Source organism: Streptomyces sp. NBC_01450 (assembly GCF_036227505.1).
Taxonomy (GTDB): domain Bacteria; phylum Actinomycetota; class Actinomycetes; order Streptomycetales; family Streptomycetaceae; genus Streptomyces.
Map to the genome: position 1 here is coordinate 9,159,916 of NZ_CP109480.1, position 21,203 is coordinate 9,181,118.

The 21,203-nt window shown below is 71.0% G+C and carries 23 protein-coding genes; 11 read left to right on the forward strand and 12 right to left on the reverse strand.

What is annotated here, in order from left to right; genetic code table 11:
* The first annotated feature begins 248 nt into the window (after positions 1-248).
* A complete protein-coding gene (locus tag OG568_RS40730; protein ID WP_329535127.1) occupies positions 249-947 on the forward strand; it encodes a carboxylesterase family protein in 699 nt (232 codons plus the stop codon).
* A 72-nt stretch (positions 948-1,019) separates the two neighbouring features.
* Positions 1,020-1,670: a DedA family protein gene (locus OG568_RS40735; RefSeq protein WP_266580825.1), complete on the forward strand. Its 651-nt coding sequence runs from the start codon at positions 1,020-1,022 to the stop codon at positions 1,668-1,670.
* Positions 1,671-1,685: 15 nt separating this feature from the next.
* Here OG568_RS40735 and OG568_RS40740 read toward each other — a convergent pair whose 3' ends face one another.
* Entirely contained in the window at positions 1,686-2,216 is a 531-nt protein-coding gene (locus OG568_RS40740; RefSeq protein WP_266416823.1) for a gamma carbonic anhydrase family protein, read from the reverse strand.
* A gap of 121 nt (positions 2,217-2,337) precedes the next feature.
* On the opposite strand from OG568_RS40740, the gene OG568_RS40745 reads away from it, so the two are divergent.
* Entirely contained in the window at positions 2,338-3,105 is a 768-nt protein-coding gene (locus OG568_RS40745; RefSeq protein ID WP_266580823.1) for an acyltransferase, read from the forward strand.
* A gap of 35 nt (positions 3,106-3,140) precedes the next feature.
* Here the strand turns inward: OG568_RS40745 and OG568_RS40750 are convergent, their stop codons facing one another.
* Positions 3,141-3,998 (reverse strand): DMT family transporter, encoded by an 858-nt coding sequence (locus OG568_RS40750; protein ID WP_329535128.1) that lies wholly within the window; start codon positions 3,996-3,998, stop codon positions 3,141-3,143.
* 107 nt (positions 3,999-4,105) lie between these two features.
* Between OG568_RS40750 and OG568_RS40755 the strand changes: the two genes are divergently transcribed.
* On the forward strand, positions 4,106-4,678 hold the full coding sequence (locus OG568_RS40755) for a helix-turn-helix domain-containing protein (RefSeq protein ID WP_266416830.1): 573 nt from the start codon (positions 4,106-4,108) through the stop codon (positions 4,676-4,678).
* Between the two features lie 43 nt (positions 4,679-4,721).
* Positions 4,722-5,279 (forward strand): YbaK/EbsC family protein, encoded by a 558-nt coding sequence (locus OG568_RS40760; protein WP_329535129.1) that lies wholly within the window; start codon positions 4,722-4,724, stop codon positions 5,277-5,279.
* A gap of 42 nt (positions 5,280-5,321) precedes the next feature.
* Here the strand turns inward: OG568_RS40760 and OG568_RS40765 are convergent, their stop codons facing one another.
* On the reverse strand, positions 5,322-6,482 hold the full coding sequence (locus OG568_RS40765; protein WP_329535130.1) for a cation diffusion facilitator family transporter: 1,161 nt from the start codon (positions 6,480-6,482) through the stop codon (positions 5,322-5,324).
* A 62-nt stretch (positions 6,483-6,544) separates the two neighbouring features.
* On the opposite strand from OG568_RS40765, the gene OG568_RS40770 reads away from it, so the two are divergent.
* Positions 6,545-6,904, forward strand: coding sequence for an ArsR/SmtB family transcription factor (locus OG568_RS40770; protein WP_266416836.1), 360 nt, complete (start codon positions 6,545-6,547; stop codon positions 6,902-6,904).
* A 16-nt stretch (positions 6,905-6,920) separates the two neighbouring features.
* On the opposite strand, the gene ppk2 is transcribed toward OG568_RS40770, so the two are convergent.
* From ppk2 to OG568_RS40785, 3 genes are all read right to left on the reverse strand, one after another.
* Positions 6,921-7,805, reverse strand: coding sequence for a polyphosphate kinase 2 (gene ppk2, locus OG568_RS40775; RefSeq protein ID WP_266416839.1), 885 nt, complete (start codon positions 7,803-7,805; stop codon positions 6,921-6,923).
* Positions 7,806-7,825: 20 nt separating this feature from the next.
* Entirely contained in the window at positions 7,826-7,975 is a 150-nt protein-coding gene (locus tag OG568_RS40780; RefSeq protein WP_329536667.1) for a hypothetical protein, read from the reverse strand.
* Between the two features lie 292 nt (positions 7,976-8,267).
* On the reverse strand, positions 8,268-8,684 hold the full coding sequence (locus OG568_RS40785; RefSeq protein WP_329535131.1) for a Fur family transcriptional regulator: 417 nt from the start codon (positions 8,682-8,684) through the stop codon (positions 8,268-8,270).
* Positions 8,685-9,177: 493 nt separating this feature from the next.
* Here OG568_RS40785 and katG point away from each other — a divergent pair, with 493 nt between their 5' ends.
* On the forward strand, positions 9,178-11,400 hold the full coding sequence (gene katG / locus OG568_RS40795; RefSeq protein ID WP_329535132.1) for a catalase/peroxidase HPI: 2,223 nt from the start codon (positions 9,178-9,180) through the stop codon (positions 11,398-11,400).
* 126 nt (positions 11,401-11,526) lie between these two features.
* Complete coding sequence (locus tag OG568_RS40800) at positions 11,527-12,375, forward strand: alpha/beta fold hydrolase (protein WP_329535133.1); 849 nt, start codon at positions 11,527-11,529, stop codon at positions 12,373-12,375.
* 19 nt (positions 12,376-12,394) lie between these two features.
* On the opposite strand, the gene OG568_RS40805 is transcribed toward OG568_RS40800, so the two are convergent.
* Positions 12,395-12,835 carry a GNAT family N-acetyltransferase gene (locus OG568_RS40805; RefSeq protein ID WP_329535134.1) on the reverse strand — a complete coding sequence of 147 codons (441 nt, stop codon included), beginning with the start codon at positions 12,833-12,835 and terminating at the stop codon, positions 12,395-12,397.
* 75 nt (positions 12,836-12,910) lie between these two features.
* Positions 12,911-13,318, reverse strand: a complete 408-nt coding sequence (locus OG568_RS40810) for a CoA-binding protein (RefSeq protein ID WP_329535135.1) — start codon at positions 13,316-13,318, stop codon at positions 12,911-12,913.
* A gap of 611 nt (positions 13,319-13,929) precedes the next feature.
* On the opposite strand from OG568_RS40810, the gene OG568_RS40815 reads away from it, so the two are divergent.
* Positions 13,930-14,448, forward strand: coding sequence for a MarR family winged helix-turn-helix transcriptional regulator (locus tag OG568_RS40815; protein ID WP_329535136.1), 519 nt, complete (start codon positions 13,930-13,932; stop codon positions 14,446-14,448).
* A 39-nt stretch (positions 14,449-14,487) separates the two neighbouring features.
* On the opposite strand, the gene OG568_RS40820 is transcribed toward OG568_RS40815, so the two are convergent.
* From OG568_RS40820 to OG568_RS40830, 3 genes are all read right to left on the reverse strand, one after another.
* Entirely contained in the window at positions 14,488-15,657 is a 1,170-nt protein-coding gene (locus OG568_RS40820) for an acyl-CoA dehydrogenase family protein (protein WP_329535137.1), read from the reverse strand.
* Positions 15,658-15,659: 2 nt separating this feature from the next.
* Positions 15,660-16,727 carry an acyl-CoA dehydrogenase family protein gene (locus OG568_RS40825; RefSeq protein WP_329535138.1) on the reverse strand — a complete coding sequence of 356 codons (1,068 nt, stop codon included), beginning with the start codon at positions 16,725-16,727 and terminating at the stop codon, positions 15,660-15,662.
* 113 nt (positions 16,728-16,840) lie between these two features.
* Positions 16,841-17,521, reverse strand: a complete 681-nt coding sequence (locus OG568_RS40830) for a response regulator transcription factor (RefSeq protein WP_329535139.1) — start codon at positions 17,519-17,521, stop codon at positions 16,841-16,843.
* Positions 17,522-17,868: 347 nt separating this feature from the next.
* On the opposite strand from OG568_RS40830, the gene OG568_RS40835 reads away from it, so the two are divergent.
* On the forward strand, positions 17,869-18,549 hold the full coding sequence (locus tag OG568_RS40835) for a hypothetical protein (RefSeq protein WP_329535140.1): 681 nt from the start codon (positions 17,869-17,871) through the stop codon (positions 18,547-18,549).
* A complete protein-coding gene (locus OG568_RS40840) occupies positions 18,546-19,091 on the forward strand; it encodes a SixA phosphatase family protein (RefSeq protein WP_329535141.1) in 546 nt (181 codons plus the stop codon). The genes OG568_RS40835 and OG568_RS40840 overlap by 4 nt, the downstream gene beginning before the upstream one ends.
* 45 nt (positions 19,092-19,136) lie before the next feature.
* On the opposite strand, the gene OG568_RS40845 is transcribed toward OG568_RS40840, so the two are convergent.
* Positions 19,137-21,128 (reverse strand): amino acid transporter, encoded by a 1,992-nt coding sequence (locus OG568_RS40845; RefSeq protein WP_329535142.1) that lies wholly within the window; start codon positions 21,126-21,128, stop codon positions 19,137-19,139.
* Positions 21,129-21,203 lie beyond the last annotated feature (75 nt).

The window sequence follows — 21,203 nt, forward strand, 5'->3', positions numbered from 1 at the left end:
TCCGGCCGCCCGCGCACCACCGTCGGCCTGGTCCGCGGCGAAGTCGCCGCCGAGGGGGGCCAGTTCCTCGGCATTCCCCTACGCGCAGCCGCCCGTCGGCGCCCCTCCGCAGGAGGAACCCGGAGCCGGTCGCACCCTGGCGCGGTGTGCGCACCGCACGGGACGTCGGCAACCGGTGTGTGCGGACGGCCAGTTGGGACCCCTGATACGAGCGGCCCAGCCACACCGAGGACTGCCTCGACCACAATGTGTACGTCCCCGAAGGCGCCGGCGAGGACATCGTGCCGGACACCTTCGGCCGGCGGACCGGCACGGTCGTCGTGACCGTCAACTACCGCCTCGGCGCGATGGGGTTCCTGGCCACGGCGGGACTCGACGGCGAGGCCCGTGACGGGGTCTCGGGCAACTTCGGGATGCTCGACCAACAGGCCGCACCGCGCTGGGTGCGCGCCGACATCGGCCGCTTCGGCGGCGATCAGGACCGCGTCACCGTCGCGGGCGAGTCGGCGGGCGGCCGCTCGGTCTGCACCCAGCCGGCCTCGCCGACCTCGGGCCCGTACCGGGCGGGGATCGTCGAGAGCGGCGCGTACGGGAACTGTGCGGCGCGCACCCACGAGGCGGCCGTGGCCGTCGGCGCGGCCTTCGCGCGGAAGGTGGGCTGCGCGGATCTGTCGATGACGTGTCCGCGCGGCAGGTCGTCCGCGGAGATCCTCGCGGCGCGGGGCGAACGAGGACGAGGGGCGGCTGTTCGCCGCACCTCGCCGCCGTTCGCCCCGCTGCGCGATCTGCACACGGGCTTCGACTTCGGGGCGACCCATGTGCGCTTCGTTCCCGCAACGCACATCGATCACGTGACCCGTGCGTGGACGGTCTTTCGCCCTGGAGGCGCGACCCCGTTCCCTCAGGAGCACCGGTGCGACCTGTGGGACGTCGCCGCGCGAGGCTGAGCGGTAGGCTTCCCGGCGTGCGCCCATCTCGGGCGCACGCCGGGAAGCGTGTGATTTCGGGAGGAACCGGCGTTGGACGTCCAGCATTGGCTCGAGACTGTGCCCGCGGTCAGCATCTATGCGCTGGTGGCCCTGGTCATCGGCCTGGAGAGCCTGGGCATCCCGTTGCCCGGCGAGATCATCCTGGTCTCGGCGGCGCTGCTGTCCTCACAGCACTCGGGTATCAACCCCGTCATCCTCGGTGCGTGCGCCAGCATCGGCGCGGTCGTCGGAGACTCCATCGGCTATGCCATCGGCCGCAAGGGCGGCCGTCCCCTGCTGGCCTGGCTGGGCGCGAAGTTCCCCAGGCACTTCAGCGAGGGGCACGTCGCGACGGCCGAGCGGTCCTTCCAGAAGTGGGGCATGTGGGCCGTCTTCTTCGGCCGGTTCATCGCGCTGCTGCGGATCTTCGCGGGGCCGCTCGCGGGTGTGCTGAAGATGCCGTACTGGAAGTTCCTGATCGCCAATGTGCTGGGCGGGATCATCTGGGCCGGGGGTACCACCGCGGTCATCTACTACGTGGGTGTCGTCGCCGAGTCCTGGCTGAAGCGGTTCTCGTGGGTCGGGCTCGTGGCGGCCGTGCTCATCGGGCTCGCCTCGATGCTGATCGTGAAGCGCAAGGCGAAGAAGGCGGCGGCGGAGATCGAGACGGGGGAGCGGGAGCCGGTGGCGGCTCCCGAGTAGGTGTCGTCGGGCGCTTCAGCTCCCGTGCGCCTTCTTGTGTGTCTTCGCCAGGTCCACGTAGACGGTGCCGTTGAGGGTGATGCCCTGGCGTTCCTCCTCCGTCAGGGGGCGCTTGACCTTGGCCGGGACTCCGGCCACCAGGGAGCCCGGCGGGACCCGCATGCCCTGGGGGACCAGGGCCTGTGCCGCCACCAGGGAACCGGCGCCGATCACCGCGCCGTTGAGGACCGTGGCGCCCATGCCGATCAGGCAGTCGTCCTCGACCGTCGCCCCGTGCAGTACGGCGTTGTGGCCGACGGAGACGCGCTCGCCGACCGTGATCGGGAATCCGGGGTCGACGTGAAGGGTGCAATTATCTTGGATGTTGCTGTCGGCGCCTATGACGATCGGACCGAAGTCGGCGCGCAGCACCGCGCCGTACCAGACGCTCGCGCCCGCGTGCAGAGTGACGTCCCCGATCACCACGGACGTCGGTGCCGTGAACGACTCCGGGTCCACCTGCGGGTCCTTGCCGCCGATCCCCATGATCAGCGCCTGCTGCGTCATCGCCGTCTCCTCGTCGTCGTCGCTACAGCGGCACCGTATGCCATCGCCGCCGGCCCCGGTGGGGCGAAGATCACAGCGGTGTTCTCTGCTGGGTCCCGGCCGCCCTGAGTACCGTGAGCGGGTGCCCAGCAACAAGAACGTGTTCTCATCATGGTGGCGGCGTCTCGCGCAGCGCGCCGTCCACGCGGGCTGGGCCTGGGTGCAGCGCACGGGTTCGGTGACCGCCGAGCACCCGGGGCGGTTGCGCTTCGGTGCGATGGGAACGGGTACCAGACTCGCCTTCCCGCTCGGCACCGTCTTCGGTGAACCGTGGATCCACCTCGGCGCCCACTGCATCGTCGGCGAGCAGGTCACCCTCACCGCCGGTCTGATGCCCGACCTCGACCTCGGCTCCGACCCGATCCTGCGCATCGGCGACGGTGTCGTGCTCGGCCGTGGCAGCCATGTCATCGCCGACACGACGGTCACGATCGGCAGCGACTGCTACTTCGGGCCGTATGTGTACGTGACGTCCACGAACCACTCGTACGACGATCCGCACGTGCCCATCGGCAAGCAGTGGCCCCGGATGGAGTCGGTGGAGATCGGACCCGGTTGCTGGATCGGCACCGGGGCGGTGATCCTGCCGGGAGCGCGGATCGGACGGAACGTCGTGGTGGCGGCCGGTGCGGTGGTACGCGGCGCGGTGCCGGACCACGCGGTCGTCGCGGGCGCGCCCGCACGGGTCGTACGGCGCTGGGACGTGGTCGACGGGTGGCAGCCTCCGCTGCGGACGCCCGCGCCGGTACCGATTCCCGACGGGGTGACACCGGAGCAACTGCTCGCGTTGTCGGAGCTGGACGAGGAGTCGGCGGCGCGGCTGGCGGAGCTTGACGCCGAGTCTTCCTGAGCGTCGCCGAGCCGAGTCTTCCTGAGGGGCGCCGATCAGCCGGTGGCCAGCAGTACCGTGCCGACCAGGGCCAGGCCCGCGCCCGCCGCCTGGATCGCGCGCAGCCGTTCGCTGAGGAAGCCGCGTGCGGCCAGGGCGGTGACCACCGGATAGAGCGAGGCGAGGACGGCGGCCACCGTGACCGGGCCGTGCTGGGCGGCGACGGAGTACGTGCCGTTCGCGGCGACGTCGGCGAGGCCGACGAAGGCGAGCGCGGGCAGGGAGTGCCAGGGGAAGCCGCCCTCGGGGAGGGCGACGGCGCCGCGCCGCACGGCGACGAAGAGTGCCGTGCCTCCCGTGGCGACGTTGGTCACGCGCTGCACGAACAGCGCGAGGAACAGCCCGGTCACCGACGAGGACGCCTGCGCGATCAGCACGAACACCGTGCCGAAGCCCAGCGCGGCGATCAGTGTGAGCAGCACCGCCTGTCGCTGCACCGCGGCGCCCCTCAACTGGGGCCCACCGGCGAGGACGACGCCCACGACGGCGACCGCGATGCCCGCCATCTGGGTCAGTCCGGGGTGTTCGCCGAGGAAGAGTCCCACGGTGATGGGGACGGCCACGGCCAGCGAGCCGAGTGGGGAGACGACGCCCATCGGGCCCAGGGCGAGCGCCTTGTAGAAGGAGAGCAGCGCGACCGGTCCCACGAGTCCCGCGGCGAACGCGAACCACAGCTGAGGTCCCGCCGCGCTCCAGCCGCCGGTCGCCACCACGATCGCGCCCAGTACCGCCGCCGCGATCGACTGCGAGGCGACGACCACGGTGAGTGCGGGTGTACGTCGGGTCAGCAGCCCTCCGCCGAAGTCGGCCAGGCCCCACAGGAGGCTGGTGGCCAGGGCGAAGAGCGCTGTCATGGGTCGCCTCGCAGTACAGTTCGGTGAACGATCGGGTGCACCACAGCATAGTTCATTCTGTTGAACTCTGTCATTTAGAATATTGGACGCGGATTATTGGACGGAATGTGTCGGATCTCGACCTGCTGACCCAGTCCCTGGCGCGCAACGTCAAGCGCTGGCGCACCGAGCGCGGCTTCACCCTGGACACGCTCGCGGGCCGCGCCGGAGTCAGCCGCGGCATGCTCATCCAGATCGAGCAGGCCAGGACCAACCCCAGCATCGGTACCGTCGTGAAGATCGGTGACGCGCTCGGTGTCAGCATCACAACCCTCCTCGACTACGAGCAGGGCCCCAAAGTCCGGATCGTCCCGGCCGAGCAGGCCGTACGGCTGTGGCACACGGACGCCGGAAGTTACAACCGCCTCCTCGCGGGCACCGAGGCGCCGGGACCGCTGGAGATGTGGGACTGGCGGCTGATGCCCGGCGACGGCAGCCCCTCGGACCCGCACCCTACGGGGACGGTCGAACTCGTCCATGTCATGGCGGGCGAACTCACCCTCACCGTCGACGGGACCGAGTACCGGGTCCCCGAGGGGGCGAGTGCGTCCTTCGAGGCCGACACCCCCCATACGTACGGCAATAAGGGCGAGGTGCCGGTGGAGATGGTCATGGCGGTGTCGGTCCCGCCCGTGCACTGAGACACCCGACCGGGCGGACCGGAGCGGCTGTTAGCGTGCCGTCATGCGCGCTCCCATCGGACACTTCGACCACGCCACGGCCGCCCCCGACTGCCTCGACGAGCTCACCCGCCCGGTCGCGGACGGCGTACGCCACTGGCGTGGGACCGTCCCCGCCGACCAGATCGTGTACGTGGACACGAACCCGGAGTGGGCCGACACCGCGACCTTCGTCGAGCACTACGGTAAGGAACTGCTGGAGCAGTCCGCCAACTGTGTGGTCGTGGCGGGCAGGCGCGGCAGCGAGACCACGCTCGCCGCCTGCGTGGTCCTCTCCACCACCCGCGTCGACGTCAACGGCGCCGTCCGCCGTCAACTCGGCGCCCGCAAGGCCTCGTTCGCCCCGATGGAGACCGCGACCGGCGAGAGCGGCATGGAGTACGGCGGCATCACCCCGATCGGACTGCCGGGCGACTGGCCGGTGCTGGTGGACTCGGCGGTCGTCGAGCTGCCGTACGTCCTGGTGGGCAGTGGCCGGCGGCGCGGAAAGCTTCTGGTGCCGGGGAAGGCGTTCGCCGAGCTGCCGAACGTGGTGGTGCTGGAGGGGCTGGGGCTCGCCTGACCGGTTGCACGACGATGTGATGCCCCGGCGCCGGACGCGGGCTTACGCGACCATGTGATGCGCCAGTGCGAGGTGCGGATCCGTCTCGCCGGGCGCGGGCGCCGGATCGGCGTGCACGAGGGCCGCGGTGAGCTTCGGTACGGCGTGCAGCAGGGCGTGTTCGGCCTCGACGGCGATGCGGTGGGCCTGCCGCACGCTCGCCTCGCCGTCCACCACGACCGCCACCTCGGCGCGCAGCCGGTGCCCGATCCAGCGCAGCCGCAGCTCACCCACCCCGTGCACGCCGGGGACCGCCCGCAGAGCCCGCTCGGCCGAGTCGACCAACTCCGGGTCCACGGCGTCCATCACGCGCCGGAACACCTCGCGGGCGGCGTCGCGCAGCACCAGCAGGATCGCGGCCGTGATCGCCAGCCCCACCAGCGGGTCGGCGAGTTGCCACCCCAGTGCCGCGCCGCCCGCCCCCACCAGCACCGCCAGTGAGGTGAATCCGTCCGTGCGGGCATGGAGGCCGTCCGCCACGAGCGCGGCCGAGCCGATCTCACGCCCGACACGGATCCGGTGGCGGGCGACCCATTCGTTGCCGAGGAAGCCGATCAACGCGGCCGCCGCGACGACCGGGATGTGATGCAGGGGGCGCGGGTCGATCAGCCGCGCGACCGCCGTCCAGGCCGCGAAGGCGCCGGACGCGGCGATCGTCAGCACGATCGCGATGCCCGCGAGGTCCTCCGCCCGGCCGTAGCCGTACGTGAAGCGGCGCGTCGCCGCGCGCCGGCCCAGGACGAAGGCGATGCCGAGGGGGACGGCCGTGAGCGCGTCGGCGGCGTTGTGCACCGTGTCGCCGAGCAGCGCGACCGACCCGGAGATCACGACCACGGCCGCCTGTGCCACGGCGGTCGCGCCGAGGACGACGAGGGACACCCACAGGGCGCGCATACCGCGGGCCGACGACTCCAGCGCGGAGTCGAGTTTGTCGCCGGTCTCGTGGGAGTGGGGGGTGAGGAGGTGGCGGAGACGGGGGAGCGGGCCGGAAGGAGTGTCGTGGGTGTGCGGGTGCGGGTGCGGGTGCGGGTGCGGGTGGGGCTGGGTGTGGGGGTGCGGGTGGTCGCGCGCCGGGCGACCGTGCTTTTGGCCCTGGCCCTGGCCCTGGCCCTGCCCGTGCTCATGGCTGTGGTTGTGGCCGTACGCGTCGTGCCGGTCGCTCACGGGGATCCCCTTCCGTTGCGCGGGAGTGGACGTGCCGACGTCCACGAGGCCATTATGTGCGTATGAGCGCACGCATGCACCTATCACCTGCGCATGATGCGCATCCGCGTACCCCGGGCGAGGAACAGTTCGCGCTCGCCGCCGAACTCCTCGCCCTCCTGGGTGACCGGACCCGCCTCGCCCTCCTGCACGCCCTGACCGGGGGAGAAGCCGATGTCACGACGCTCACCGAGGCGTGCGGTGCCGCTCGGCCCGCCGTCAGTCAGCATCTGGCCAGGCTGCGTCTCGCCGGTCTGGTGAACACCCGTAAGGAGGGCCGTCGGGTGATCTACTCGCTCGGTGACGGCCATCTGCGCCGGGTGGTCGACGAGGCGTTGAACCTGGCCGACCACCGCCTCACCGACCGCCCGCCGCACGACTGAGGGAAACCCACGGCGCTCAGTGGCCGATGTCGTCCTCGCCCGCCTCCAGCAGGTTCGCCGCCGCGCCCACGATGCTCGGGTCCGGGCTGCCGACGACCTCGTCGTCCTTGTCCGCGTAGGCGAAGCGGGCCAGGACGCTGCGCATCGCCTCGACACGCGCCCGCTTTTTGTCGTTGCTCTTCACCACGGTCCAGGGGGCCTGTTCGGTGTCCGTCTCGCGGAACATGGTGACCTTGGCGGCGGTGTAGTCGTCCCAGCGGTCCAAGGAGGCCAGGTCCATGGGGCTGAGCTTCCACTGCCGTACGGGGTCGACCTGGCGGATCGTGAAGCGGGTGCGCTGCTCGCCCTGCGACACCGAGAACCAGAACTTGATCAGGTCCACTCCGTCGTCGACGAGCATCCGCTCGAAGGCGGGCGCCTGCCGCATGAAGCGCCGGTACTCGTCGTCCGTGCAGAAGCCCATCACCCGCTCGACGCCGGCCCGGTTGTACCAGGACCGGTCGAACATCACGATCTCGCCCGCGGTCGGCAGATGCTCCACGTACCGCTGGAAGTACCACTGTCCGCGCTCACGCTCGGTCGGCTTCTCCAGCGCCACCACCCGGGCGCCGCGCGGATTGAGGTGCTCGGTGAAGCGCTTGATCGTGCCGCCCTTGCCGGCCGCGTCGCGCCCTTCGAAGACGATGACGAGACGCCGGCCGGTCGCCTTGATCCAGCTCTGCAGCTTCAGCAGTTCTATCTGCTGCAGGCGCTTGTGCCACTCGTACTCCTTGCGCTCCATGCGCTCGTGGTACGGGTAGTTCTCACGCCAGGTCTCCACCGGACTGCCGTCCGGCCGAATCAGTACCGGGTCGTCGTGGTCGCTGTAATCGACGGTCAGACCCGTCAGCAATGGCGTCATAGCGGCCTCCCCGGCTTCACTCAGTGGAACTGCGGCACGAGCAGGTAAATTCCGAACGCGACGACGGCCGCGCAGGCCAGGAGGCACAGTCCGGCCTGTGCGACGCCGAGAGCGTGGGTGCCGCCGGCGACGCTCACCGTGGTGACCTCGCCGAGTGCGGTCCGGTCCATATGCATCGTACGACTTCCCCTCGGCTCAGGCGGCGGTGCCGAAGGTGCCGCCGTGCCCCGGTCCACGATGCCGCGCTGAGATCGTCTTCGCGGCCACGAGGAACGTGATGTGGTCCATCCCCTCATCGAAGCGACCGCAGGCGTACGCCGGGCGAACCGGAGACGAAGGTGGTGTGAGCCGGGGTGAAGGTGAGGGTGCGGGAGACCGGGCCCAGGGCGGCCCTAGACGTAGTTCGCTCGGAGGCCGGTCGGCGTGCGGTGGCTGAAACTCGTCCTGTGCGCGGAACTCGTCCTATGCGCGGCCGCAGTCCGGGCACAGGCCCCGGTAGGTCACCTCGACGTCGGAGACGGTGAAGCCGAACCGCTCGGAGGCGGGCAGATCGGACAGGGGATCGCCGCTCGGGTGGACGTCCCGGATGGCGCCGCAGACCGAGCACACGAGGTGCTGGTGGGGGCGGTGGGCGTTCGGGTCGTAGCGCTTGGCGCGGCCGTCGGTGGCCACCTCGATCACCTCGCCGAGCGAAACGAGCTCGCCGAGGGTGTTGTAGACGGTCGCGCGCGAGATCTCCGGCAGTCGGGCGGTGGCGCGCGCGAGTACCTCGTCCGCGGTGAGGTGTACATGCTCGCCGTCGAGTACCTCGGCGACCACCCGGCGCTGGGCGGTCATCCGCCAGCCTCGTCCGCGAAGTCGTTCGAGCAGGTTACTCATGCTCACCAGCCTAATCATGCATCGTCTGACGAATGAATCCGTACGGGTCTGGTTCTCGTATTGACTTGGATTGAGTCCATCGTAGGATCGGTTCCGGCGGCAGCCAAGGGACAGGACAACAGCAGGGAAAGGCACGTGACGGTTCAGGAGACGGGTGGAGCTCGCCCACTTCAGCCGCGAGCGCATCCCCGAGCGCAGCGTCCACGCGAGGCGCATCGTCCGTACGAGTGGCGCCGGTGCCCCGCGCACGGGGCCCTCCGCGCACCCATCGCGGTGCGCCGCGCACGCCGTGCCGAACCCGGCAGCCCGACCCGGTTCGAGCGACGCGTCGGCGACTGCCACCCCTACGTCTTGTGCCGGTCGTACGGTGTCGTCGACGACGTCCCCAGGGGCCTGTGCCCCGGCTGTTTCGACTGTTTCGACTGTTTCGACCGACTGTTCCACCGCCCGCAGTTCCTGAGCACAGTGATCCGCCCCGTCCGGAAGGATTCCCATGTCCGAGAACCATGATGCAATCGTCAGCGACGCGAAATCGGAGGGCGCAGGTGGCTGCCCCGTCGCGCACGGACGCGCCGCGCACCCGACCCAGGGCGGCGGAAACCGCCAGTGGTGGCCGGAGCGGCTCAACCTGAAGATCCTCGCCAAGAACCCCGCCGTGGCGAACCCCCTCGGTGAGGAGTTCGACTACGCCGAGGCGTTCAAGACCCTCGACCTCGCGGCCGTGAAGCAGGACATCGCCGAGGTGCTGACCACCTCGCAGGACTGGTGGCCCGCCGACTTCGGCAACTACGGCCCCTTCATGATCCGTATGGCGTGGCACAGCGCGGGCACCTACCGCATCAGCGACGGCCGCGGCGGCGCCGGTGCCGGGCAGCAGCGTTTCGCCCCCCTGAACAGCTGGCCGGACAACGGCAACCTGGACAAGGCCCGCCGCCTGCTGTGGCCGGTCAAGAAGAAGTACGGCCAGAGCCTCTCCTGGGCCGACCTCATGATCCTCACCGGCAACGTCGCCCTGGAGCAGATGGGCTTCGACACCTTCGGCTTCGCCGGCGGCCGTGCGGACGTCTGGGAGTCCGAGGAGGACGTGTACTGGGGTCCCGAGACCACCTGGCTCGACGACCAGCGCTACACCGGCGACCGCGAGCTGGAGAACCCGCTCGGCGCGGTCCAGATGGGCCTGATCTACGTCAACCCGGAGGGCCCCAACGGCAACCCGGACCCGATCGCCGCGGCCCGCGACATCCGCGAGACCTTCCGCCGCATGGCGATGAACGACGAGGAGACGGTCGCCCTGATCGCGGGCGGTCACACCTTCGGCAAGACCCACGGCGCGGGCCCGGCGGAGAGCGTCGGCGCCGACCCCGAGGCCGCCCCGATCGAGGCGCAGGGCCTGGGCTGGAAGAGCACGTACGGCACGGGCAAGGGCGCGGACGCCATCACCTCCGGCCTGGAGGTCACCTGGACCACCACGCCCACCCAGTGGAGCAACGGCTTCTTCGACAACCTCTTCGGCTACGAGTGGGAGCTGACCCAGAGCCCCGCCGGCGCCCACCAGTGGAAGCCGAAGGACGGCGCGGGCGAGGGCACCGTCCCGGCCGCCCATGACTCCTCGAAGAAGATCGCCCCGTCGATGCTCACGACGGACCTGTCGCTGCGCCTCGACCCGATCTACGAGCCGATCTCCCGCCGCTTCCACGAGAACCCCGCGGAGTTCGCGGACGCCTTCGCCCGCGCCTGGTACAAGCTCACCCACCGTGACATGGGCCCGAAGTCCCTCTACCTCGGCTCCGAGGTCCCGGAGGAGACCCTGCTGTGGCAGGACCCGCTGCCGGAGGCGCAGGGCGCGCCCATCGACGCCGAGGACGTCACCGCCCTCAAGGCGAAGATCCTCGACTCGGACCTGACCGTCTCGCAGCTGGTCTCGGCCGCGTGGGCGTCGGCCTCGACGTTCCGCGGCAGCGACAAGCGTGGCGGCGCCAACGGCGCGCGCATCCGTCTGGAGCCGCAGCGCGGCTGGGAGGCCAACGACCCCGACCAGCTCGCGGCGGTGCTGCGCACGCTGGAGGGCATCCAGCGGGACTTCAACGCCGGTGCCAAGAAGGTCTCCCTGGCCGACCTGATCGTCCTCGGCGGCAGCGCCGCGGTCGAGAAGGCCGCCAAGGACGCCGGTCACGACGTCGAGGTGCCCTTCACCCCGGGCCGTGTCGACGCGACGGACGAGCACACCGACGCGGAGTCCTTCGCCGCGCTGGAGCCGACCGCCGACGGATTCCGCAACTACCTCGGCAAGGCCAACCGGCTGCCGGCCGAGTACCTGCTGCTGGACCGGGCGAACCTGCTGACCCTGAGCGCCCCCGAGCTGACGGTCCTCGTCGGCGGCCTGCGCGTCCTGGGAGCCAACCACCAGCAGTCCTCGCACGGTGTCCTCACCACGAACCCCGGAACGCTGACCAACGACTTCTACGTCAACCTGCTCGACCTGGGCACGACGTGGACGGCGACCTCCGAGGACGCGACCACCTTCGAGGCCCGCGACGACGCCACGGGCGAGATCAAGTGGACCGGCACCCGCGCCGACCTCGTCTTCGGCTCCAACTCCGAGCTGCGCGCGCTCGCCGAGGTCTACGCGAGCGACGACGCGAAGGAGAAGTTCGTCAAGGACTTCATCGCCGCGTGGGACAAGGTCATGAACCTCGACCGGTTCGACCTCGTCTGACCAGTACGACCCTGACGTCCAGGTCGGCCCGCACCGGCCGACCTGGACGTCCTCGGTCCGGGGGATCCTCCGAGGCGTGCGCAAAAGCGCTTGCCCCGAGGGTCCCGGCGTCATGAGGATGACGGAATGCCGATCCTCTGCGCCCCCGACGGGACCGAACTCGCCTACCACGTCACGGGCCAGGGCGAGCCGCTGCTCTGTCTGCCCGGTGGGCCCATGCGTGCCTCCGCCTACCTCGGCGATCTCGGCGGGCTGTCGCGACAGCGTCGGCTGTTCCTGCTGGATCCGCGGGGGACCGGCGACTCCGCCGTCCCGGCCGACCCGGCGACGTACCGCTGCGACCGGCAGGTGGACGACGTCGAGGCCTTCCGGGCGCACCTCGGGCTGGAGCGGGTGGATCTCCTCGCCCACTCGGCGGCGGGCGACCTCGCGCTCCTCTACGCGGCCCGGCATCCCGACCGCGTCCGCACCCTCACGCTCGTCACCGCTCGCGCCCGCGCCCTCGGCGTCGACTTCACCGAGGAGCACCGCCGGGAGGCGGCCGCGCGGCGCGAGGCCGAGCCGTGGTTCGAGGAAGCGTACGACGCCTACGAACGGATCTGGGCGGGCTCGGCGGCCGATGCCGACTGGGACGCCGTCGCCCCGTTCTTCTACGGCCGTTGGGACGCGACCGCGCAGGCGCACGCCGGGACCGAGGTGGAACAGACCAACGAGGAGGCCGCGGACCTGTACGCGTCCGCCGGCGCCTTCGAACCGGCCGTGACCCGCGCCGCCGTCGCCGAGCTGGACGCACGGGTCCTGCTGCTCGCGGGCGAACTGGACAGCGGCCCACTGCCGCGGGTGGCCGCCGCCGTCGCGGAGCTGTTCCCCGAGGCGGAACTGACCCTTCAGCCGGGGGCCGGCCACCACCCGTGGCTCGACGACCCCGAGCGCTTCACGGCCACCGTGACGGCCTTCCTCGACCGGGCGCGGTGACCGCTGCGCACCACCGGGTTCAGGCCAGCCGCAGGTCGACCCACTCGGCCGTCTCGCCCGGCAGCACATACCGCTCGATCTCGACGAACCCGCGCCGCACGGCGAACCGCAGCCCGTCCTCGTTGGACGCCAGAACGACCGTCTCGATCATCTCCGCGCCCAGCGCCCGAGCCCGCTCCAGCCCACGCTCGTAGAGCTCCTCGCCGAACCCCTGCCGACGGTGTTCGGGCAGTACCCGGGCGATCACCGTCGCCGTCGAACCACCGTCCTTCGGCGGACGTACGGTCGAGCAGCCCACCAGGACGTCGCCGAGGTACACGACCTCCAAGTGGTTGCGCCCGGCACGCTCACGGACCTCGTCGAGCGACAGGGCGGCGGGAGGCACGATGACATTGTGGACGTACTGCCAGTCCTTGAGACCGGCCTCGTCGTCCGACTGCTGGAAACGGAGAGTGGACACCGGAGCAGCAAACCCATTCCCACCACGGGCCGTCAACCGGGTTTGCCGCGAACCGACTCGGCGCGCGAACGTCGGTCAGCCGAGGCGGGGGATCTCGATGGCGGGGCAGCGGTCCATGACCATGTCGAGTCCGGCGGCGCGGGTACGGTCGTACGCGCCCTCGTCGATGACGCCGAGCTGGAACCAGACGGCCTTGGCGCCGACGGTGGCGGCTTCGTCGGCGACGGGCCCCGCGAGGTCGCTGTTGACGAAGACGTCGACGACATCGACGTCGAACGGGATCGCGTCGAGCGAGGGGTAGCCCTTCTCTCCGTGGACGGTCTCGGCCTTCGGGTGCACGGGGACGATCCGCTTGCCGTAGCGCTGAAGGACGTCGGCGACTCCGTACGCCGCGCGCCGCTCGTTGGACGAGAGACCGACGATCGCCCAGGTGTCGCCGAGTTCGGTGAGGATCTTGCGGATCATTGCCGGGTCGCCGTACACGGTCGGCCTCCTGGGTCTGGTGTCAAGGACTGTCGTGGACTGTCGTGGGCCGCAGCGGACCGTCTGCCCGCTCAGCCGGAGAACAGCATGAGGCACACGCTGATTCCCCGTGGCGTGGGGGGCCGTGTCAAGGGACCCGAGGCCGGTGTGATCGGCCTGGCATGACAGGGCATCGCCTTCCTGCCGTTCTCGCCGCTGGGCCGCGGCTTCGTGCGGTTCGCCTCCTTCGACGAGCTGCCCGAGGACGACTTCCGGCGTCGGCCGGGTCCGCGAGATCGCCGAGCGGGCCGGGATCACCCCGGCGCACGGTCCTGGCCGACCTGGACGCGCTTTCCGCGCCGGAAGGCGGTCGTTACTGACCGGCTGACATCCCGTCAACGCCCTGAGGGCACCCCGTACGAGGTGCCACCCGAGGGCCTTCGTACGGGGCGTCGCCGTGGGCGACGAGCGGCGGGGAGCCCACTGGGGGCATGCTGCCCCTCGTAGGCTGCCCCACCCCCGAGGCCCCAAGGAAGCTACCGGCACTTCGCCGACGACCTCGACTCCTGAACCGCGGAGCCCGGACAGGCCCGTATTGCTTGACTTATGCAAGTGGACGTTAAGGTCGTCCCATGCCCACACCACCGCCCCCAGCGGCCGATCCCTCGATGACGGACGTGGCCGAGATCGAGCGTGCGCTCACCCGTATCTCGTACCTGACCAGCAGGGTTCGTCAGCATGAGCGCCTCATGGCGCTGGCCGGGCTTCCTCTGGACCGAGCCGCCGTGGCGCTGCTGCGGCAGGTCGCCGACTCCGGCTCGCTGCGCCCCAGCGAGCTGGCCAACCTGCTGTCCGTCGAGGCGTCCCATGTGACCCGGCAGGTGCAGCAGTTGGAGAAGGCCGGACATCTGACCCGAGTCCCGGACCCGAACGACCGCCGGGCCCAGCGCATCGAGCTCACACCGGCCGGCCGGGACGCGGTCGACCGCGTACGTGAGGCGAGCTGCCGAGGCATGACGGTGGCGTTGGCGGACTGGTCACCGGAGGAGCTGCAGCAGCTCGCCACGCTGTGCCATCGGCTCGCCGACGACTTCTACGAGCACGCCGAGGACGAGATCGACCTGCTGCCCGAGGGCTCTCCCAAGGCCTGACGCCGGGGGGTTCGACTCGGGGCGGACGGCCCCGTTGCGCTACCGGTTCCTGGGCAGCCTGAGGTGGCGCTCCGCGATGATCTCCCGGAGGATCTCGCTGGTCCCGCCATAGATGGTGCCGACCACCGCCGCCCGGAAGCCTTCCTCGAACCTGCCGCCCGCGGGGGCGCCGGCCGCCTCGGGGGCCAATACGCCCTCGGCGCCCAGGATGTCGAGGATGTCGCCGGAGTGGCGCTGCGCGGCCTCCGTGGCGAACAGCTTCCACATCGAGCCCTCGACGCCGGGGAGTTCGCCCTTCTGGGCGCGCCAGCGGTTGCGGAGGGCGAGCAGGCGTGTGACCTCCTCGTCGACCGCCATCCTGCCGATCCGCTCGGCGGCGAGGGGGTCGTCGAGGACCGTCGTCCCGTCGGGGCGTCGCGCGGTGCGTGCCCATCCGGCCAGATCCCTGACCAGGGAACCGCCGTCCGAGCCGGGGCTGGACGCGGAACGTTCGTGGACGAGTGCGACGTGCATGACGCCCCACCCGCCGTCGACCCCGCCGAGGCGCGCGGAATCGGGGACCCGTACGCCGGTGTAGAACGTGGCGTTGGTGCGCTGCCCGCCGAGCGTGTGGATCGCCTGGATGTCGTACCCGGAGCTGTCGGTCGGCACGAGGAACATCGAGAGCCCCTTGTGCTTCGGCACGTTCGGATCGGTGCGGGCCAGCACGAACACATGGCTGCACAGCTGGGCGGTACTGGTGAACATCTTCTGGCCGTCGATGACCCACTCGTCGCCGTCCCGGACCGCGGTGGTCTTCGCCGCGGCGACGTCCGAGCCGGAGTCCGGCTCGCTGTACCCCAGGGCGATCAGTGTGTCTCCGCGCAGGGCGGCCGGGATGTACGCGCGCTTCTGCTCCTCGGTTCCCACGTGCTCGATGGTGCGCAGCACCATGGAGGTCGTGGACCAGCCGTCGGAGGCGAGCCCCATGCGGCCGAGCTCGTCGAACACGGCCCGGGCGAAGCCGGGATCGACCTCGCTCCCGCCGTACGCGGGCGGCCAGTCGGCCGCGAGGATCCCGTCCCGTGCGAGAAGGGCGTGCAGCTCGGCCGTCTGATGGGTGCCGGAGCGGCGCTGTTCCTCCACCCACTCCGGTCGGACATGGGCCTCGATCCACGCACAGGCCGCTTCGCGGTGCGCGGCCAGTTCGTCGAATTCGCGGAAGTCCATCGTCAGCCCGCCCTCTCTTCCGGTGCTTGTGCCGCGCCGAAGACGCGGTGCGCGAGCTGTCCGTAGGCCGCGCGGGGGTCGCCGGCGACGAGTGACCACGCCTTGGCTCGCCGGAAGTAGAGCTGGATGTCGTACTCCAGCGTGTAGCCGTATCCGCCGTGGAAGTGCAGGACCTCCGAGGCCGTCTTGAAGGCGGCCTCCGAGGCGAACAGGAAGGCCATGGTCGCCGCGGTGTCGGCCGTGGGCAGGTTCTCGTCCTGGGCCCAGGCCGCCTCGTAGGCCAGCAGGCGGGCGCCGTCGAGGGCGATCGCGTTGTCGGCCAGGCGGTGCTGGATCGTCTGGAACGTGCCGATGAGCACGCCGAACGCCTTGCGCTGCATCACATAGTCGACGCCGATGTCGAGGGCCCTCGAGCCGAGGCCGAAGAGGGCCGCGCCCGTCAGCAGTTCCCACCGGCTCAGGGCGCGGCGATAGGCGCGGACGGCGGCCGGTCCGCGCGCCAGCACCAGGGCGCTTTCCGTGTCGATGCGGCAGTCGGCGAGCGGAAGCGCCCCGAGGTTGTGGACGGCGCCGCCCGGTGTGGCGGGGCTCCGGTCCGGCTGCCGGAGCAGGAGGAGTTCATCGCCCCGCAGCACGACCACGAGGTCGGCCACCGCGCCCGCCGGAACCAGCCGGGCGAGGTCGCCCGTCACCGGGTGGAGGGCCAGGGTCGCCAGGAGCTCGCCCGCGACGACGCGTGCGGTGAGGGACTCCAGACGGGGGTCCCGCTCGCCGGGCAGCGACGCGATGAGGTCGTTGGCCACCGCCGCCTCGATCAGGGGTACGGGAGCGAGGGACTGCCCGAGACACTCCGCGGCGATGGCCAGTTCCACGAAACCCGCGCCGCCACCACCGAGGTGCTCGGGTACGGAGATCGCGGCGAGCCCCAGGTCGACGACCTTCCGCCACAGCGCACCGTCGAACCCGAGTGGCTCCGCCGCCCGCACGGCCGCGGTGGACGACTCCTTCTCGAAGAACGTGCGCAACGTGTCCCGAAGCGCCGTCTGGTCGTCCGTGAAGTCCAGGTCCACGAGTCGCGCCCCCTAGTGAGTGGCATAAGTCACATTCTCTAATTCTGGCATACGGCATTCTCGCTCACGGCGGGCCGCTGTGGCCAGAGGGCCGACGCGCGGGCCGAGCGCGCTCACTCCCGGGGCTGCGGGACCTGTACGAGTCCGTACCGATAGGCGATGACGACCAGTTGGGCCCGGTCCCGGGCGTGGAGTTTGGTCATGGCGCGATGCACATGGGTGCGGACGGTCAGCGGACTGACGACGAGTTCCTCGGCGATCTCGTCGTTGGACTTGCCCTCGGCCGCCAGCGCGGTCACCTCACGCTCGCGGGCGGTGAGAGCGGCCAGCTTTCCGGGAAGCGCCGACTGGGCCCTGGGCGCGGGGGAGGCGAGGAAGTGGGTGACCAGGGTGTGTGTCGCCCGGGGAGAGAGGAGCGCTTCGCCCGCGGCCACGGTGCGGATGCCGGCCAGGAGTTCGTCCGCGGTGACGTCCTTGCCGAGGAAGCCGCTGGCTCCGGCACGCAGGGAACGGGCCACGTCCTCGTCGCTCTCGAACATGGTGAGGATGAGGACGCGGGTGGTGGAGAGGTCGGGGTCCGCGCGGATGGTGGCGGTGGCGGCGAGGCCGTCGGCGCCCGGCATACGGATGTCCATGAGGACGACGTCGGGGTGGTGGGCGCGGGCGAGCGAGACCGCCGCCCGGCCGTCGGAGGCCTCGTCGACCACTTCCATGTCGGCGCAGGAGTCGATCAGGATGCGGAACGTCGCCCGCAGCAGGGCTTGGTCGTCGGCGAGCAGGACACGGATGGTCATGGGAGTGAGGTCCTCTTCCGGGCCGGAGGAGCGTGCGGAGGGGAGATCTCCGAGGTCGACGGGCTGTTGTCCGCTGGGATCAACCCTTCCGTCCCCCGCCCCCGCTCACGAGAGAGCGCCCTCCCGGACCCTTGGTGCAGCGGACTACACCACCGGGGTGGAACCACTCACTCCGTTGTGCGGGGGTGACAGCCGGTGAAGGGTGCACGGGATAGGGCCCCTGCCGTCCTCGCCCTCGCGCCGGCACCCCGCCCACGTGCGGAATCTCCCGTCGTGAAGGGAACCCGCGTGTCCGGAATGGGTCCCACCTCCCTGCGCCGGGACGCCCGCCCGCCTACGCTCGCCCCGTGCTGCGTATCACCGACGCCCGAACGGGCGAGCCCACCGATGCCGTCCCTGCCCGCCGGAGCCTGACCCGCCTCGAGGCCCACGTGGAGCGGGACGATCTGTCCGCCCTACGGGTGCTGCTGGTCGCCGACGTGCTCGCCAGGACCCTGGAACTCGGTGGGACCCCCGTCGTCACGGTGGCCGACCCGCCCGCGGAACTCCGGGCGCGCGCCGACGCGCTCGGCATCCGCCGGGCCGAGGGCGACCGGAGCGGTGCGGGCCCGGCCCTGCACGTGCTCGCGCCCGACGCCGCAGCCGGGGAGGGCATCCGGGTCGAGGTCGCCCCGGTCAGCGGCGAGGCCGACCTGTCGCTGCTGCGGATGGTCCTGCTCGCGGCCCCCCGCCGGCAGCCCGTCGACCTCGCCACCGCCGACCTCGACGGCGCCCGCGAGACGCTCGCGCGCTGGCGCGAGTCCGTCGCCGCCTGGGCCACCCGGCCGTCCAAGCCCGTCCCCGAGCGCGTACGACAGGAACTGCGCGCCGCATGGGAGGACGACCTCGACGTACCCGCCGTACTGGAGGTGCTGCGGCGCCTCGAGCACGCGGACGACGTGCCGGACGGCGCCCGCTTCGAGACGTACGCCTACGCGGACCGTCTCCTCGGGCTCGAACTCACCCGTGACATCGGGGCGCAGCGGTGACCGGGCGCGCCGGAACCGGTCCGCTGCGCCGACTCGTCGTCCTGCGGCACGCAAAGTCCGCGTGGCCGATCGGCGTCGCCGACCACGAGCGGCCCCTCGCCCCGCGCGGCCGCCGCGACGCCCCCGCCGCCGGACGCGCCCTCGCCGAGTCCGACTGTCTGCCGGACCTCGCCCTGTGCTCCACCGCGGTACGCGCCCGCCAGACCTGGGAGTTGACGGCGCGGCAGTGGGGCACCCCGCCACCCGTACGGTTCGACCGGCGGCTGTACGGCGCCGAGGTACCGGAGTTGCTGGCGGCCCTGCACGAAGTCCCCGACCACGTCGGGACGTTACTGCTGATCGGGCACAACCCCGGCTTGGAGGAACTCGTGCTCGAACTGGCCGGGGACAGCGTCGACGACGCGCTGGACGACGTACGGACGAAGTTCCCGACCTCCGCGACAGCGGTTCTCGCCTGGCACGGGGACTCCTGGGACGCGCTCGCCCCGGGCACGGCGCTGCTGACCGGCATGACCGTGCCACGGGGCAAGAAGAAGGACTGACGGGGTGGGAGGGAAGGAAGAAGGACCGACGGGCCGGAGGAACGGCTAGCCGACGTGGATCCGGGGCCTGCGCTCGGGATCCGGCTCGGCTCGCCGGAGCACCTCGCGGGTGACCGGGGCGACCTCGCCGTCGCCGAAGACGAGGAAGCGGATCAGGTGGCCGACGGGGTTGCCCTCGGTCCAGTTGAAGTAGGCGTGCGGGACCTGACCGGTGTGGTCGCGCAGCCGCATCATGACGGCCGCGATGGTGTTGGGCACGGTCGCGCCCTCGACGCGCAGCCTGCGCACGCCGTACTTCTCGTCGCCGTGCACGGCCAGGTCGGCGGTGAAGTCCGAGGAGTCCGTGACGAACACCTCCAGGAACAGCACGGGACGGCCGTCCGGGATGTGCGTCTGCTCGCGCTGGCTGTATTCCTTGGCGCGGTACTCCCGGGTGCTGTGCTCGTGCGGCTCGTTGGCGATCAGCCGCAGCGGGCCGCTCGCCGCGGCCTCGTCGATGAAACGGGCCGCGGCCTCGTCGAACGTGACCTCGGCGGCGCGCAGTTCGAAGGAGCGGCGCACCCGGGAGGCGAACGAGGTGATCAGGATCGCCAGGATGAAGATCAGCGCGATCTTGATGCCGTCGGGGCGTTCGATGCCGTTGGCGACCAGGGTGTAGCCGGAGACCGCGGTGATCGCGCCGAAGCCGAGCACGGCGACGCGGTGGCCCCGCTGGTGGACGGCGACCGCCGAGGCGAAGGCCGCGGAGAACATCAGGACCAGGACGCCGGTCGCGTACGCGCCGCTCTGTGCGTCGACGTTCGCGTGGAACCACAGCGTGATGAGGACGGCGGCCGCCATGAAGACCAGCACGAGGGGGCGGACGGCGCGGGTCCACTCGGGGGCCATGCCGTAGCGCGGCAGATAGCGCGGGACGAGGTTGAGGAGGCCGGCGAGCGCGGAGGCGCCCGCGAACCAGAGGATCGCGATGGTCGAGATGTCGTAGACCGTGCCGAAGGCCTCGCCGAGGTGCTGGTGGGCCAGGTAGGCGAGGGCACGGCCGTTCGCCGAGCCGCCGCTCTTGAACTCGTTTTGCGGGATCAGGATCGTCGTCGCCAGGCTGGACAGCAGCAGGAAGCCGCTCATGATCACGGCGGCCGCGGTGAGCAGCCTGCGGGTCTCGCGGATCCGGCCCGTCGGCTTCTCGTACGTGTCCGTCGGGTCGCCCTCGACCTGCGGCATCAACGCCACACCCGTCTCGAAGCCGGACATGCCCAGCGCCAGTTTCGGGAACACGAGGAGCGCCACGCCGATCATCCCGAGCGGCGAGGAGTGTGCGGCCGTCAACGCGTCCGTCCAGTTGCCGATCTTGACCGGGTGGCTGAGCACCTGCCAGGCGGAGACGGTCAGGACGACGACGTTGAGGGTGAGGTAGGTGGCCACGAGCACCACCGCGATGCCCATCGCCTCCTTGAAGCCCTTCAGGAAGACGGCGCCCAGCGCGGCTATGAGGAGGAGGGTGATCCAGGTGTTCCCGCCGTGCATCCAGTGCGGAGCGAAAGGATTCTCCACGACGTGTGCGGAGGCGTCCGCTCCGGACAGGGTGATCGTGATCAGGAAGTCGGTGGCCGCGAAGCCGAGCAGCACCAGGACGAAGATCTTCCCGGCCCACCAGGGCAGCAGCCGCTCCAGCATCGCGATCGAACCCTCGCCGTGCGGGCTCTCCTTGGCGACGCGCCGGTAGACCGGCAGGGCACCGAAGAGGGTGAGCGCGATCAGGACGAGCGTCGCGAGCGGGGAGAGCAGTCCGGCGGCGAGTGCCGCGATGCCCGGCTGGTAGCCGAGCGTGGAGAAGTAGTCGACGCCGGTGAGGCACATCACCCGCCACCACTTGTGGCCCTGGTGCTCGGCGTCCGGGGTGGCGTGCGGGCCGGGGTGCTTGGCCGATTGTTCACTGAGCCCCTCCAGAAGCCACGCGCGCCAGCGCGGCGCGGCTGCGGAGGGCTCGAGTTCGAGAGGCTCGGCGGAGTCCGAAGTGTCCACCTGGGTGCCGGTCATGCTGCGATCTCCCTGCGATCGGTCGGGCCGGCGATCCGGCTTCGGGCAACGAGGAGCGAGTATCCACCACCTTGC

What these genes read in the sequence shown, in the direction of transcription:
- OG568_RS40750 (WP_329535128.1), bottom strand. Translation starts at nt 3,998, where the DNA reads ATGACAGCGCTCTTCGCCCTGGCCACCAGCCTCCTGTGGGGCCTGGCC.
- ppk2 (WP_266416839.1), bottom strand. Translation starts at nt 7,805, where the DNA reads ATGACGCCATTGCTGACGGGTCTGACCGTCGATTACAGCGACCACGAC.
- OG568_RS40800 (WP_329535133.1), top strand. Translation starts at nt 11,527, where the DNA reads ATGCCGATCCTCTGCGCCCCCGACGGGACCGAACTCGCCTACCACGTC.
- OG568_RS40830 (WP_329535139.1), bottom strand. Translation starts at nt 17,521, where the DNA reads ATGACCATCCGTGTCCTGCTCGCCGACGACCAAGCCCTGCTGCGGGCG.
- OG568_RS40760 (WP_329535129.1), top strand. Translation starts at nt 4,722, where the DNA reads ATGCGCGCTCCCATCGGACACTTCGACCACGCCACGGCCGCCCCCGAC.
- OG568_RS40815 (WP_329535136.1), top strand. Translation starts at nt 13,930, where the DNA reads ATGCCCACACCACCGCCCCCAGCGGCCGATCCCTCGATGACGGACGTG.
- OG568_RS40820 (WP_329535137.1), bottom strand. Translation starts at nt 15,657, where the DNA reads ATGGACTTCCGCGAATTCGACGAACTGGCCGCGCACCGCGAAGCGGCC.
- OG568_RS40740 (WP_266416823.1), bottom strand. Translation starts at nt 2,216, where the DNA reads ATGACGCAGCAGGCGCTGATCATGGGGATCGGCGGCAAGGACCCGCAG.
- katG (WP_329535132.1), top strand. Translation starts at nt 9,178, where the DNA reads ATGTCCGAGAACCATGATGCAATCGTCAGCGACGCGAAATCGGAGGGC.
- OG568_RS40780 (WP_329536667.1), bottom strand. Translation starts at nt 7,975, where the DNA reads ATGGACCGGACCGCACTCGGCGAGGTCACCACGGTGAGCGTCGCCGGC.
- OG568_RS40845 (WP_329535142.1), bottom strand. Translation starts at nt 21,128, where the DNA reads ATGACCGGCACCCAGGTGGACACTTCGGACTCCGCCGAGCCTCTCGAA.
- OG568_RS40770 (WP_266416836.1), top strand. Translation starts at nt 6,545, where the DNA reads ATGAGCGCACGCATGCACCTATCACCTGCGCATGATGCGCATCCGCGT.
- OG568_RS40785 (WP_329535131.1), bottom strand. Translation starts at nt 8,684, where the DNA reads ATGAGTAACCTGCTCGAACGACTTCGCGGACGAGGCTGGCGGATGACC.